The organism is Kitasatospora sp. NPDC092948 (assembly GCF_044754805.1).
Lineage (GTDB): Bacteria > Actinomycetota > Actinomycetes > Streptomycetales > Streptomycetaceae > Kitasatospora.
Map to the genome: position 1 here is coordinate 69,695 of NZ_JBIVPU010000019.1, position 14,174 is coordinate 83,868.

Here is a 14,174-nt window from a genome sequence, read left to right on the forward strand (position 1 = left end):
GCATGCTCTTCACGGGTTCCGGGCGCCACCGTCGGCAGAGCCAGGCGGAGAAAGCCGCCGAGCGGGCCATCGCCGCAGCCGGCGTCGTCGGTGCCGGCATCGCACTGCCACTACTCACCGCGACAGGTGCGCACGCCGCACCCAGCGCGGTCTGGGACCGGGTCGCCGAGTGCGAGAGCGGCGGCAACTGGAGTCTCGACTCGGGCGACGGCGTGTACGGCGGACTCCAGATCACCGCCCAGCGCTGGGTCGACTACGGCGGCACCCAGTACGCCGCGCTGCCCAGCGATGCCACCCGAAGCCAGCAGATCGCGGTCGCCGAACGCATCCTGGCCACCGAGGGCCCGCAGCCCTGGGCCTCGTGCGCCGACCCGGCGGACCTTCGCACGGTCAGCGCCCCTGGCGTGGTGGACGACAACGACTCGGCGAGCGAGGCCGGCGCGCTGCGCGGTGCCCGAGGCGCCGCAAGGGCCAACACCGCCGCGGACGGTACTGTCGCCACCCCGAACGCCGCCCCGGTGTTCTCCGGACTGCCCGGCTACGACCCCGTGTACCACGTCTACTGGTACCAGAAGAACGGCGGCTGGTTCTGGACCAGCCACCAGAGCCTGTACGAGCGCTACATCCAGCTGACCTACCCTCAGCCCTCGACGCCCGCGCCGTCCCCGACCACCGCCCCGGACGGCCAGGCCACCCCGACCGCGCCGGTCTCCCCGGTCGCCCCGACACCTCCGACCGACCCGGGCACGACTCCGAGCCCGAGCCCCACCACGCCCCCCGGCAACCAGAACGGCAACGGAACCGGGAACGGCGCCGAGAACGGGAACGCGAACGGCAACGGCAACGGCAACAGCCAGGACGGCAACGGAGGGGGCAACCAGTCGGTCGCACCCTCCACCCCGCCCACCGGTCCGACCGGTCCCGCCGCCGACCCGAGCCCGGCTGCCACCACCCCGGCGCCGAACAGCTCGACACCGCCCACCAGCCCGTCCGCGACGACCGACACCCCGGCCACGGGCACCCCGGCAAGCAGCGCTCCGGCCGCGCAGCCGTACACCGTCGGCCCGGGCGACACGCTGGCGAAGATCGCCCGCACCCAGGGGCTGGAAGGCGGCTGGGCCGAGCTCTACAAGACCAACCAGCAGGTGGTGGGCGGGAACCCGGACCTGATCCAGCCGGGCCAGGTGCTGAACCTGGGCTGACGACCGCCCGTCCGAGCCGCCGTCTCTTGGGGACGGCGGCCGGCCGGGCACCGCCACGCAGGCCGCCCCGAGCATCGCCGGGCGGCCTGCACCGCACGGTCGAGGCCCAGAAGTGCGGAGTTCACCTCGGCGGCACGGCCGCCGGAAGGGCCGTCGGACCTGAAGTCGATGCCGCGGCAGCCGGCCGTGGACAACGGGCCACCGGCTCCGCTCAGCCGACCACCCCGGCGGCGCGCAGCAGCCAACGGTTGGTGCGGCCGACCAGTCCGGCCCGGTCCAGCACGCCGATCACCTTCTGGGCCAGTTCGGTCTTGGTGCTGCGCCAGTGGGGATTGGCCCGGGCGACGGCCTTGCCGACCTTCGGGTCGATGCCGACGGCGGCGTAGACCCGGGGGTGGACCAGCGCGGTGGTGGCGAAGTAGATGACCACGCCGAGGAAGAGCTGCTCCCAGCGCCGCTGGAGCGGCCCGAGCCGCTTGCGGACCAGTTCTTCGCGGGCGTAGCTGATGTGGCGGGCCTCTTCGATGACGTGGATCCGGGAGACCTGCCGGGTGAGCGGCTGGAGGGTTTCGTCGTTCATCGCTTCGCGCTGGAAGGCGTCCAGGATCTCTTCGACGTACATGGTGCCGCCGAAGGTCTGACTGTGGGTGGAGATGGCCTTGAACAGGCGGCCGAGGTTGTGGGCGACGAATCCGGCGCCGTACGCGGGGACGCCCATCTTGGCGATCATGCGGGCGAACATGATGGAGTGCCGGCATTCATCGGCGATCTCGGTGAGTGCGTACTGGACGTGGTTGCTGGTGGGGTCCCGGTCGAAGGCGTGGCGCAGCAGCATCTGCATGAGGATCTCCTCGAACCAGATGCCGACGCTGGCGATCGAGGCGACTTCGTGCTTGGAGAGTTCGACGCGCTCGTCCTCGGTCATCCGTTCCCACAGGTCGGTGCCGTAGAGGGAGACGTGGCGGGGCGGGCAGTAGTACGCGCCGGGGACGGGGTCGGCGTCCCAGTCGATGTCCTTGAGCGGGTTGAACGAGAGCTTCGCGGAGGAGGCGAGCAGGCGTTCGGCGGTGCGCTCCCGGTCGGGGTTGGTGCGCTGGCGGTCGGGAGCGCCGGTGGTGGCGGCGGGCTGGGGCGGCATGCCGGCTCCTTCGCGGTGGGGGCGGAGTCGAGGGTCGACGAGGGTGGAACGGTGCCACTGCCGCGAAGGTAGAAGTTATTAGACTGTCCGTCAATACACTGCGCACAAGGAACCGCCGCCCGCCGGTCCGAGGGTCCGTCAGCCTCGCCAGCCGGCCGGATCGGCCCACGCCGCCAGCACCCGTCCGCTGACGAAGCGTCGCGGTGTGCCGTCCACGGGATCGGTGAACTCCAGCGAGCGCGCCAACAGTTGGAGCGGACGCCGGTAGTCCTCGGGGTCCTGCTCGGGCAGCAGCGCGGGGTAGATCGGGTCACCGAGGATCGGCAGGCCGAGCCCGTTCATGTGCACCCGCAGCTGGTGGGTGCGGCCGGTGTGCGGGGAGAGTCGGTAGCGGCCGAGGCCGTCGTGGGCCTCCAGCAGTTCGACCCGGCTCTCCGCGTTGGGCTCGCCCGGAACCTCGTAGGCGTCCAGCCGGCCGTGGTCTTTGACCAGGCGGTTGCGCACCGTGGTCGGCAGGGTCACCGCGGGGTCGTACGGGGCGATCGCCTCGTACGTCTTGACGGCCTCCCGGCGTTCGAACAGTCCCTGGTAGGCGCCCCGGCGGGCGGGGTCGGCGACGAACAGCACCACGCCCGCGGTGAGCCGGTCCAGGCGGTGTGCGGGGCTGAGCCGGGGCAGGCCGAGGTCGCGGCGCAGCCGGGCGAGCGCGGTCTCGGTGGCGTGGCTGCCGCGCGGTGTGGTGGCCAGGAAGTGCGGTTTGTCGGCGACCACGATCCGCTCGTCGCGGTACAGCACCTCGACCGGGAACGGCACCACGGGCTCGGGCGGCCCGGGTTCGCGGTGGAACCACACGTGGCTGCCGGGCCGGTAGGGCTCGTCGGGGGCGACCGGTCCGTCGGGGCCGACGAACTCGCCGGCGGCGAGCATCGCCGCGATCCGTCCCGGCCCGGCGGCGGTGCCGTACCGCTCCTCCAGGTAGGCCCGCACGGTCGGCCAGGTGCCGTCGAGCGGGAGGCGTACGTGGACGGGGTCGATGCCGTCGCGCTGCGGCAGCGGGCTCACGGGGGCGGGGGGCCTACGCGCCACCGGGCGCCACCTGGGGGTCGGTCCGACGGGTGCACATCCGGTCCACGATAGCGGTCGCAGACACGTCTGGGCGCGGGCGGCCCGGCGTGCGACGATGGCATGGCGGTACCCGCCCCCGGATCGGCAGGTGGCCAGATGGACACCGACAAGCAGGGCAATCACCGAACCCGCCCCACCTCCCCGTTCGCGGAGGGTGGTGCACAGCTGCCGGACGGCCTGCTGGCCATTCCGGTGGCGACCGCACTGATCGCGGCCGACGGCCGGATCCTGCACTGGAGTCCGGACGCGGAGACGCTGCTCGGTTTCCCTGCCGAGGAGGCGGTGGGCGCGCGCGCCGCGGATCTGCTGGTGGGCAGGGACCGGCGCCCGGAGGTGCTGGAGCTGTTCTCCCGAATCCTCGGCGGGAAACCGTTCTCGGGGGTCTTTCCGGTCCGGCACCGGGACGGGCACCTGGTGCGGCTCGAGTTCCGGACGTTTCCCATCGTCGGCCCGGACGGTGGCCCGATGGTGCTGGCGGTGGCCTCCGACGTCAGCTCGGTGCGCAAGCTGGCCTCCGACCTGGCCATTCTGGACGGCTTCTTCACCCAGTCCCCCGTCGGCATGGCGGTGTTCGACACCGATCTGCGGTTCGTCCGGTTGAACGACGCGCTGGCCGGGTTCAACGGGGTGCCGCGGCAGCAGAGCGTCAGGCGGAGGCTGACCGAGGTGCTGCCGGGCATCGACGGGGAGCAGGTCGAGGCGATGATGGCCCGGGTGCTGGCCACCGGCGAGTCGGTGCTGGACGCCCGCACGCGCGGGTGGACGCCGGCCGACCCGGAGCGCGAGCACGCCTGGTCGGTGGCGTGTTTCCGGCTGGACCAGCCGGACGGCAAGGTGCTCGGGGTCTGCGTGACGGTGGTGGACATCACCGACCGGTTCGAGGCGGAGACCGCCGCCGCGGCCGCCCGGCAGCGGCTGGCGCTGCTGAACGACGCGTCCGCCCGGATCGGCACCACGCTGGACCTGGCCACCACCGCCCGGGAGTTGGCCGAGACGGCGGCGCCGCGGCTGGCCGACACCGTGGTCGTCGAGGTGCTGGAGTCCATGGTGCGCGGCGAGGCCGTCACCCTGCCGGACCGTTCGGACGGTTCCGCGGTGCTGCGCCGGCTGGCGTTCCACACCGTTCCGGGCAGCGGGATGTGGTCGATCGGCCCGGTCGGTGCGGTGCAGCGCTACCAGCCGAGCAGCCCGTTCGCGTGGGCGCTGGCGCACGGTCGGTCGGTGCTGGTGCCGGACGCCGGCGCCCCGGCCATGAAGTGGTTCGCCGACGATCCGGTGCGCACTGCCGCGATCCGCGAACAGGGGGTGCGGTCGTTCATGGTGGTACCGCTGATCGCCCGGGGTTCGGCGATCGGCACGGCGACGTTCCTGCGCTCGTGCACCGACGCCCGGTACGACGACGCGGACGTGGCGCTGGCGGCCGAGCTGTCGGGACGGGCCGCGGTGTCGATCGACAACGCGCTGCTCTACACCCGGGAGCGGGACGCCGCCGAGCAGCGTCAGCGCGCGCTGGAGGCCGCCGAGACCGCCCAGCAGCGGCTGACTCTGCTGAACGAGGCGTCCACCCGGATCGGCACCACGCTCGACCTGCAGCTGACCGCGCAGGAGCTGGTGGACGTGGTGATCCCCCGGTTCGCGGACTTCGTCACGGTCGACATCCGCGAGGCGGTGATGGCGGACGAGGAGCCGGAGCCGGTGCCCGAGTCGGGTTCGGTGCTGCTGCGGGCGGTGGCGGTCGGCGAGCGCACCGGTGACGGCGAGGACGCCAAGCTGGTGGGCGCGGCGGACGAGGTCGGCGGGTCCTCGCGTTCCGCGCACCTGTACGCGCAGGCGATGCGCACCGGCCGGTCGGTGCTGGTGCCGCACGTGGACGAGTCCGCGCTGCACCGGATCGTCACCTATCCGGAACGGGTCAAGCCCAGTCTGGAGGCCGGCCTGCACTCGTACCTGATGGTGCCGTTGCTGGCGCGCGGGCAGGTGCTGGGCGGGGTGGAGTTCGCGCGGATGGCCAATCCGGAGGCGTTCACGGCGGCGGACCTGGCGCTCGGCGAGGAGTTGGCGGCGCGGGCGGCGGTGTGCATCGACAACGCCCGGCTGTACCGGCGTGAGCGGGACACCGCGCTGACCTTGCAGCGCAGCCTGCTGCCGCAGGACGTGCACCGCACGCCGGGATTGGAGATCGCGCACCGCTATCTGCCTTCGACGGTGGGCGACGAGATCGGCGGCGACTGGTTCGACGTGGTGCCGCTGACCGGTGGCCGGGTGGCGCTGATCGTCGGCGACGTGATGGGCCACGGCATCCGGGCGGCCGCGACCATGGGCCAGCTGCGCACGGTGGCGCGCACCCTGGTCACGCTGGACCTCGATCCGGCGCGGGTGCTGCGCCGGCTGGACGATGCGACGGCGCAGCTCGGCGAGGGCCAGTTCGCGACCTGCGTGTGCGCGGTGTTCGACCCGGTGGACGAGGAGTGCGTCCTCGCCTCGGCCGGGCATCTGCCGCCGGTGGTGTCCGAGCACGACGGGCAGGCGCGGCTCATCCAGCCGCCGCCGGGGGCGCCGTTGGGCGTGGGCGGGGTGCCGTTCGAGTCGATCCGGTTCCCGTTGCGCGAGGACGGGCTGCTGGTGCTCTACACGGACGGGCTGGTGGAGCGGCGCGGCCAGGACCTGGACGAGGGCCTGGAGTTGCTGCGCGAGACGGTGACGCACCGCCAGGGCACGCTGGAGCGGGGCTGCGACGTGGTGCTGGACGCGTTCGGGGCGACGATGGGGCAGGACGACGTGGCGGTGATCATGGCGTATGCGGGCCCGGTCGGCGAGGACCGGCTGGCGACGCTGCCGTTGTCCGGCGACCCGGCGTTGCTGCGGCACGCCCGGGAGTTCACTCGGCGGACGCTGACGGGCTGGGGCCTGACGTCGCTGGTGGAGCCGGTGGTGCTGTTGACCGGGGAGCTGCTGACCAACGCCCTGATGCATGCCGGCTCGCCCCTGCAACTGCGGCTGTTCCGGGGGACGCTGTTGACGGTGGAGGTGTCGGACGCTGACAGTCGGGAGCCGCGGTTGCGGCCGTCGGGTCCGCACGACGAGGGCGGGCGGGGCATGCAGCTGATCAACGAGTTGGCGCACCGCTGGGGCAGCCGGGCGACCCGGGACGGCAAGGTGGTCTGGTTCGAGATGGAACTCCCGGCCCACTGATCCGATCGTCGTACCGACCTGCCTCAACTCCCGTTCCAACCGGGCGAATCCACGAATCGGTGACCGCGTACGGCATCCGGCGGTACCTCAATCACCCGTCACGGCAGTCGTGTTGCCCCGGTCGGGTGATGACACGGCGGGAGACGGGCGCCGCGGGTCGGCCCTCCTCCAGGATCGGTCGCGATCGGTCGCGTTCGGCATCAACCATGGAGGAATCGATGCGTTCCAGCATTGCCAAGTTCACCACCGCCACCTTCCTCACCGGGCTCGCCCTGTTCGGCGCGGCGGGCACCGCGTCCGCGCACGACCACCCGCAGGGGGCGATCGCCGTCGGCGGCGAAGCGGTGGCGCAGGACGGTGACGCGGCGGCGGTCGACGGCGACGCGTGGGCCCAGAACGGCAGCGCGGCGGCCGTCGGCGGCGACGCGGGCGCGCTGGGCGGTGACGCAGCGGCCGTCGACGGCGACGCCTGGGCCGAGGAAGGCGACGCGCTGGCCGTCGACGGCGACGCCGAGGCGCTGGGCGGCGACGCGGCGGCCGTCGGGGGCAGCGCCCTCGCCTACGACGGCAGCGCGATCGCCGTCGACGGGGACGCCGTCTCCGCGGAGTGATCATGCCGGTGACTCCCCGCCAGCCATGGGCTGTCGGGGCCTGAACGGCCGGGCGGTGTCCTCGCGGCCCGCCCGGCCGTCCCGTCGAGCGCTCCGACGGCTACATCGGGGTGACGTAGGCGCCGGAGATACCGCCGTCCACCAGGAAGGTGTTGGCGGTCATGAAGGAGGAATCGTCGCTGGCCAGGAAGGCGACGGCGGCGGCGATCTCCTCGGGCTCGGCGAACCGGCCGAGCGGGATGTGCACCAGTCGGCGGGCGGCCCGCTCCGGGTCCTTGGCGAACAGCTCCCGCAGCAGCGGGGTGTTGACCGGCCCGGGACACAGGGCGTTGACCCGGATCCCCTCGCGGGCGAACTCGACCCCCAGCTCGCGACTCATGGACAGCACACCGCCCTTGGAGGCGCTGTAGGAGATCTGCGAGGTCGCGGCGCCCATCACCGCCACGAAGGACGCGGTGTTGATGATCGAGCCCTTGCCCTGGCGGCGCATGTGCCCGATCGCGTACTTGCAGCACAGGTAGACGGACGTCAGGTTGACGTCCTGGACGCGCTTCCACGCCTCCAGCCCGGTGACCAGGATCGAGTCGTCGTCCGGCGGCGAGATGCCGGCGTTGTTGAAGGCCACGTCGAGGCTGCCGTAGTGCTCGACGGCGGTGTCGAACAGCACCCGGACCTGCTCCTCCTCGCTGACGTCGGTGCGCACGAACAGGCCGCCGACCTCGTTGGCGGCCTTCGCGCCGGTCTCCTCGTCGATGTCGGCGCACACCACCTTCGCTCCTTCGGCGGCGAACCGGCGCACGGTGGCCAGGCCGATGCCGCTGCCCGCGCCGGTGACAACGGCCACCCGGCCGTCGAGTCGCTTGGTCATGGGGTTCATTCCTCCGTCGCGATGAAGACGTTCTTGGTCTCGGTGAAGGCGTGCAGGGCGTCGGGGCCGAGTTCGCGGCCCAGGCCGGACTGTTTGAAGCCGCCGAACGGTGTCCAGTAGCGCACCGAGGAGTGCGAGTTGACCGACAGGTTGCCCGCCTCGACGGCGCGGGCGACGCGCAGCGCCCGGCCCACGTCGCGGGTCCAGATCGAACCGGACAGGCCGTAGTCGGTGGCGTTGGCGATCCGTACCGCGTCGCTCTCGCCGCGGAACGGCACCACCGCGACCACCGGCCCGAACACCTCCTCGGTGAACGCCCGGTGTTCGGGCTCGATCGGCGCCAGCACCGTCGGCGGGTACCAGAACCCGGGCCCCTCGGGGGCGCTGCCGCGGAACGCCACCTCGGTGTCGCCGTTGACGTACGAGGCGACCCGCTGCCGGTGCGCGGCCGAGATCAGCGGCCCCATCTCGGTCTTCTCGTCGCCCGGGTCGCCGACCCGCACGGCCCGGACCGCGCTCTCCAGCCTGGCCATGAACGCCTCGTACACGCTCGCTTCGACCAGGATCCGGGAACGGGCGCAGCAGTCCTGTCCGGCGTTGTCGAACACCGCGTACGGGGCGGTGGCGGCGGCCTTGTCCAGGTCGGCGTCGGCGAAGACGATGTTGGCGCTCTTGCCGCCGAGTTCCAGCGTCACGGGTTTGACCTGGGCCGCGCAGCCGGCCATCACGAACCTGCCGACGGCGGTGGAGCCGGTGAACACCACCTTGCGGACGTCCCGGTGGGTGACGAAGCGCTGCCCCACGACGGGGCCGCGGCCGGGCAGGACCTGCAGCACGCCTTCCGGGAGCCCCGCGCGCAGGGCGAGTTCACCGAGGCGCAGCGCGGTCAGCGGGGTGAGTTCGGCAGGTTTGACGATCACCGTGTTCCCGGCGGCGAGGGCGGGTGCGAGGGCCCAGGCGGCGATCGGCAGCGGGAAGTTCCACGGGACGATCACGCCGATCACGCCGAGCGGTTCGTGGAAGGTGACGTCGAGGCCACCGGCGACCGGGATCTGACGGCCGAACAGCCGCTCGGGCGCGCCGGCGTAGTACTCGATGACGTCGCGCGCGTTCCCTGCCTCCCACCGGGCGTTGCCGATGGTGTGGCCCGCGTTCGCCACCTCCAGCTCCGCCAGGTGGTCGCGGTCGGCGTCCACCTCGGCGGCGAACCGGCGCAGCAGCCGGGCCCGGTCGCCCGGGCTGACGGCCCGCCATCTCTCGTACGCGGCCTTGGCTCGGGCGACTGCGGCGTCGGTGGCCTCGATACCGGCCAGCTCGACGGTGGCGATGACCTCCTCGGTGGCGGGGTTGACCACCTGGTACGGGTCGGGCTGGTCGGTCACGGCGCTCTCCTCTGCTGTGGTGTCCGCGCTGCGGCGCCGACGGGCGGCGCGCCCCGCGGTGTTCGGGCTGCGGTGTCCGGCGGTGGTGCCTGCACGACGGGCCTCATGCCTGCGCCTACAGCCGTTCGAAGCCGCGACGGCGCTCCCAGTCGGTCACTGCGGCGTCGGAGGCGGCGACTTCCACCCGTCCCGCGTGGGCGTAGTGCCGGACCGTCTCCTTGCCGAACGCCACGGTCGCGGCCTCGCTGCGGTCGAACAGCTCGATCGCCTCGCGCAGCGTCGCGGGCACTCTCGGGGCGTCGGAGGCGTAGGCGTTGCCGGTGAACTCCGCCTCCAGCGGCAGTTGGTGCTCCACCCCGTGCAGCCCGGCGGCGATCAGGGCGGCCACGGCAAGGTACGGGTTGACGTCCCCGCCGGGCACCCGGTTCTCGAACCGCAGCGAGTTGCCGTGCCCGACCACCCGCAGCGCGCACGTCCGGTTGTCGCGGCCCCAGGCGATCGCGGTCGGGGCGAAGCTGCCCGCCACGTAACGCTTGTAGGAGTTGACGGTCGGGGCGAGCAGCAGCGCGAACTCGCCGAGGCAGGCGAGCTGCCCGGCCAGGAAGTGCTCCATCGTCCGGGAGAGTCCGCTGGGCTGCGCCTCCCCCGCGCCGCTCCCGGGGAACACCGGGCGGCCCTGCTGATCACGCAGGCTCAGGTGGATGTGGCAGGAATTGCCCTCCCGCTGGTCGTACTTGGCCATGAAGGTGAGGCTGACGCCTTCCTGCGCGGCGATCTCCTTCGCTCCGGTCTTGTACACGGCGTGGTCGTCGCAGCAGGTCAGCGCGTCCGTGTAGCGGAAGGCGATCTCGTGCTGACCGAGGTTGCACTCGCCCTTCGCCGACTCCACCACCAGCCCGGCGCCCGCCATTTCGGTGCGGATCCTGCGCAGCAGCGGCTCGATCCGCCCGGTGCCGAGGATCGAGTAGTCGACGTTGTACTGGTTGACCGGCGTGAGGTCCTGGTAGCGCTTCTCCCAGGCCTGCTCGTAGCTGTCGCGGAACACCATGAACTCCAGCTCGGTGCCCACGTATGCCTGCCAGCCGTAGCCGGCGAGCCGCTCCAGCTGGCGGCGCAGCACCTGACGCGGCGACACTGCGACCGGGCTGCCGTCCTGGTGGGCGAGGTCGCACTGCACCATCGCGGTGGCGGGATGCCACGGCACCATCCGCAGCGTCGACAGGTCGGGCTGGAACACCAGGTCGCCGTAGCCGGTCTCCCAGGAGGAGACCGTGTAGCCGTCGACGGTGTTCATCTCGACGTCCACCGCCAGCAGGTAGCCGCAGCCCTCGGCGCCGCCGGCCAGCACCTCGTTCAGGAAGTACTCCGCCGCCAGCCGTTTGCCCTGCAGTCGCCCCTGCATGTCGGTGACGGCCAGCACCACGGTCTCCACGGCGCCTTCGGCCACCAGGCTGCGCAGGCGCTCCACCGTGAGTCGCGCGTCGGTCATCCGCCCTCCAGCTCCGCCGCCCGTGCGCGTCCCGGCACCCCGTGCGGATGCCGGGACGCCGACCACCACAGCGACGATGATCCCGCCCCGGACCTGCCCGCACCAGTGGCCGCGCGCGTGTCGGTCGAAACTGATTCATCGTCAGAACATCATCTGTACAAGCAATATGACGAGTCATCACCAACCTGCTCATCCCTCCCCCACCTCCTGATCACCTCGACGACGTCTCCGCACCAAGAGCCTCGCTTCGGCCGCCCACCGTCGTTGGTCGGCTCCCGACAGCGGACCGAAATCGCTTGCGCCGACCGGGGCCGCCTGCTTCGGTGCGGCGTGCACGTTCTTCGCCCTGCCGCCTCCCTCCTGGAGTTCACCACCCGTGACATTCCGTCTGACCGCCCTCACCGATTCCGCCCCGCCGCCCCTCACCCGCCGACTCACCTGGCTGGCGTCCGACCCTGACGGCACTCCGCTCGGAACCGCCGTTCTCGGGCTGTTCACCTCACCCGGCCAGGCCCATCTGTCCTCCCTGACGCTGAACGTCCATCCCGCCGAACGGCGACGCGGCGTCGGCTCGGCGCTGCTGTCCGCCGCCGCTGCGGCAGCCGGGGAGGACGGCCGCCGGGGGCTGCTCTCCCCGGCGGTCGAGGGCTCCCCCGGCGACGCCTTCCTCACCGCGCGGGGTTTCGAACGGGCGCTGGTCCTCGTGTACGCCCGACTCGACCTGACCGTTCCCGCCGCCCCGCCGGCCCTCGACGAAGCGCCGCTGCACCCCGGCTATCGGCTGGTCTCGTGGCTCGGAAGCTGCCCGGCCGAGTGGCTGGCCACCTTCACCGTTTCACGCACCGCCATGGACGACATGCCGATGGGTGACACCGACTTCGGCCTGGTCGCCTGGGACGAGGCCCGGGTCCTCGCCGCGGCGAAGGCCGTTGCCGACCGGGGTGAACTCCTGCACACCGTGGCGGCGGTGGAGGAGTCCACCGGCACCATCGTCGGCTTCACCGAGCTCGTCCTTCCGGCGGACCGGTCGGGCGACGCCCAGCACTACGGCACCGGTGTCCTGCCCGCCCACCGCCGCCGGGGCCTCGCCCGGGTCATGAAGGCCGAGGCCGTCCGGTGGGCTCGCACCGAACAGCCCGCGATCACGGGTCTCCTCACCGACACCGCACACAACAACACCGGCATGATCACCGTGAACCGGGCCCTCGGCTACCGCACCACGTACCGCTCCGCCGAGTTCCGCCTCCCGCTTCCGTCCTGATGTCCGGTCAGCCTGCCTGCCGCACCTCCGCCTCCGGCCGCTCCGCCGCTGCCCACCGGGTGGCGGCGGAGACGACCAGGGCTGCGCCGACGGCGAACGCGAGTACCGTCGGCCAGTCCGGCGATCCCTCCCGGGCAAGGCCCTGCACGGCCCACTGCGTCAGCGCCCAGACCGCGTCGGCCAGGCCGGCGACCAGGCACAGGGACCGCCAGACCCCGTTGAGTTCAGCTCCTGGTCGGGCCCGCCGGGCCAGGCGTATCAGCAGGCCGTCCACGGGCCGCAGGGCCACCAGCAGGAGGCAGAACAGCGCGGCCAGCACCAGGATCCAGGCGGGTCGCCAGGCCCACCAGGCTCCCGATCCCACCTCCGGCTCGGGAGCCAGGTCGGTCAGGTAGAACACGGCGCCGGCGGCAAGGACCGGCACCATGTGCCACAGGTAGAGCGTCATGCTGACCCGGCCGAGCGATCCGACGAGGCGCATTCGGCGCGCCGACCGCAGCGCCCGCTCCGCGAACGGAGCAAGCAGCAGGCACAGCCCGCACTGGGCGAGCAGCCACGCCAGCATCGCCACCGAGGGCGGATCGGTGTTGGACACCTCCTCGCCGCTGACCAGCACCAGGCTGACGGGGAAAGGCCCCAACCCCACCAGCGCCGCGTAGCCCGCCGCGCCGCCCAGTGCCAGAACGGCCCCGAACCACGGCCGAGTTGTCGGACCGCCGTCCTTCCAGGCGAAGCCGAGTTGGTACGCCACCGCCCACACCAGCAGGTAGTTCAGCCGGCCGAGCTGCCCTGCCCGGTCCCCGTCGGCACCGAGCACCATCAGGTCGACACCGACGGCCGCAACGGCCGTCGCCGCCGCGAGGCGAAGACCCCACCGCCGGTGCGCCGCGTACAGCCACGGCGTCAGCGCACTGATCGTCAAGTAGACCGGCAGGAACCAGAACTGCATGGCCAGCGCCCAGCCGATCATTGCCAGCAGCGACGGGTCGGCTCCGAAGGCTGCCGCTGTCAGCAGACCACCCAGCGCCGGCACCACGTAGGCGCCGGTGGGCAGCAGCAGCCTCAGGGCCCGCCCGCGGATCCAACCGGCCGCGGTACCGCCCTCGGCGTGCCAGGCGCCCCAGGACCCGGCCGCCGCGTAGCCGCCGGCCAGGAAGAACACCGGCATGATCTGGAAGAGCAGCGTCAGCCACTGGGTCCACGGCACGGTGACCATCAACTCGGGCGCTGCCAGCGACCCGTCGGGCTTCCGTTCCAGTGCGGTGATCAACCAGTGTCCGACCACCACCAGCACGATCGCCGCTGCGCGCAGCAGGTCGACATACCCGTTGCGTGCCGACGTTCCCTTCACGTCGATCCCCCTCTCCCCGTGTCGGTCATCATCTCCGGTCTCCCTTCGCGCCTGACCGTCCGGCGGATTGCGGTTCGGCCACAAGCCCCACCGGCCCGGCCGCCTCCACCGCCCCCACCAGGTGCCGTTGCTTCCCCCTTCGCCCTTTGGGCGCTGTGCCGGTCCTTCGGCCAGGGTCCGGCCAGGTTGGAGTCAAACCCTGGTCAAAGGTGCGGTAGCGGGGGTTCCGGGGGCCCTATCCTGGTCGCGTAAGGACACCTCGTTCGGTGAGGCGTCTTCACGGACACAGGCCACTGATCCCACCCGTCGAGAGACGCTCCGGATCAGGACAGGTCTCCCCGGCCCAAGGGGTGACCCCAAGTGGCTTCCCCTGCGCGGGGACACGCCGTGGAGTGCCAAAGCTCTGACGAGTTGGGGTGTGCCGGGCCGTCATGGCTCGGTCGCCTGCCGCGTGCCCGCGAGTGGAACTCGTCGGCCAAAACCGGGAGGAGGCGAGATGGACTGCAGTAGTCCGGGGCACGATCAGCCCCTTCCCGATTCGTCCTCGCCGTTGTT

At 72.2% G+C, this 14,174-nt stretch carries 10 protein-coding genes and 1 riboswitch; of the genes, 4 read left to right on the forward strand and 6 right to left on the reverse strand.

Going from position 1 to position 14,174, the window contains the following annotated elements; all coding sequences use genetic code 11:
• Positions 1 to 2 precede the first annotated feature (2 nt).
• Positions 3 to 1,202: a transglycosylase family protein gene (locus tag ACIQF6_RS33380; RefSeq protein WP_400901872.1), complete on the forward strand. Its 1,200-nt coding sequence runs from the start codon at positions 3 to 5 to the stop codon at positions 1,200 to 1,202.
• 211 nt (positions 1,203 to 1,413) lie between these two features.
• On the opposite strand, the gene ACIQF6_RS33385 is transcribed toward ACIQF6_RS33380, so the two are convergent.
• Positions 1,414 to 2,340 (reverse strand): diiron oxygenase, encoded by a 927-nt coding sequence (locus ACIQF6_RS33385; RefSeq protein ID WP_400901874.1) that lies wholly within the window; start codon positions 2,338 to 2,340, stop codon positions 1,414 to 1,416.
• A 138-nt stretch (positions 2,341 to 2,478) separates the two neighbouring features.
• Positions 2,479 to 3,426: a pseudouridine synthase gene (locus ACIQF6_RS33390; RefSeq protein ID WP_400901876.1), complete on the reverse strand. Its 948-nt coding sequence runs from the start codon at positions 3,424 to 3,426 to the stop codon at positions 2,479 to 2,481.
• A 135-nt stretch (positions 3,427 to 3,561) separates the two neighbouring features.
• Here ACIQF6_RS33390 and ACIQF6_RS33395 point away from each other — a divergent pair, with 135 nt between their 5' ends.
• The gene (locus ACIQF6_RS33395; protein WP_400901878.1) at positions 3,562 to 6,657 is read left to right on the forward strand and encodes a SpoIIE family protein phosphatase; all 3,096 of its coding nucleotides are present in this window, start codon (positions 3,562 to 3,564) and stop codon (positions 6,655 to 6,657) included.
• A 218-nt stretch (positions 6,658 to 6,875) separates the two neighbouring features.
• Entirely contained in the window at positions 6,876 to 7,268 is a 393-nt protein-coding gene (locus ACIQF6_RS33400) for a hypothetical protein (protein WP_400901880.1), read from the forward strand.
• A 100-nt stretch (positions 7,269 to 7,368) separates the two neighbouring features.
• On the opposite strand, the gene ACIQF6_RS33405 is transcribed toward ACIQF6_RS33400, so the two are convergent.
• The 3 genes from ACIQF6_RS33405 to ACIQF6_RS33415 form a co-directional block, all read right to left on the reverse strand.
• Positions 7,369 to 8,145 (reverse strand): 3-oxoacyl-ACP reductase, encoded by a 777-nt coding sequence (locus ACIQF6_RS33405; RefSeq protein ID WP_400901882.1) that lies wholly within the window; start codon positions 8,143 to 8,145, stop codon positions 7,369 to 7,371.
• Positions 8,142 to 9,518: an aldehyde dehydrogenase family protein gene (locus tag ACIQF6_RS33410; protein ID WP_400901884.1), complete on the reverse strand. Its 1,377-nt coding sequence runs from the start codon at positions 9,516 to 9,518 to the stop codon at positions 8,142 to 8,144. The genes ACIQF6_RS33405 and ACIQF6_RS33410 overlap by 4 nt, the downstream gene beginning before the upstream one ends.
• Before the next feature lie 115 nt (positions 9,519 to 9,633).
• The gene (locus ACIQF6_RS33415; RefSeq protein WP_400901886.1) at positions 9,634 to 11,007 is read right to left on the reverse strand and encodes a glutamine synthetase family protein; all 1,374 of its coding nucleotides are present in this window, start codon (positions 11,005 to 11,007) and stop codon (positions 9,634 to 9,636) included.
• Positions 11,008 to 11,383: 376 nt separating this feature from the next.
• Between ACIQF6_RS33415 and ACIQF6_RS33420 the strand changes: the two genes are divergently transcribed.
• Positions 11,384 to 12,268 (forward strand): GNAT family N-acetyltransferase, encoded by an 885-nt coding sequence (locus ACIQF6_RS33420; RefSeq protein WP_400901888.1) that lies wholly within the window; start codon positions 11,384 to 11,386, stop codon positions 12,266 to 12,268.
• A 7-nt stretch (positions 12,269 to 12,275) separates the two neighbouring features.
• Here ACIQF6_RS33420 and ACIQF6_RS33425 read toward each other — a convergent pair whose 3' ends face one another.
• Positions 12,276 to 13,619: an acyltransferase gene (locus ACIQF6_RS33425; RefSeq protein WP_400901890.1), complete on the reverse strand. Its 1,344-nt coding sequence runs from the start codon at positions 13,617 to 13,619 to the stop codon at positions 12,276 to 12,278.
• 251 nt (positions 13,620 to 13,870) lie between these two features.
• Positions 13,871 to 14,042, forward strand: a riboswitch (M-box (ykoK) riboswitch).
• The last annotated feature ends 132 nt before the right edge of the window (positions 14,043 to 14,174 follow it).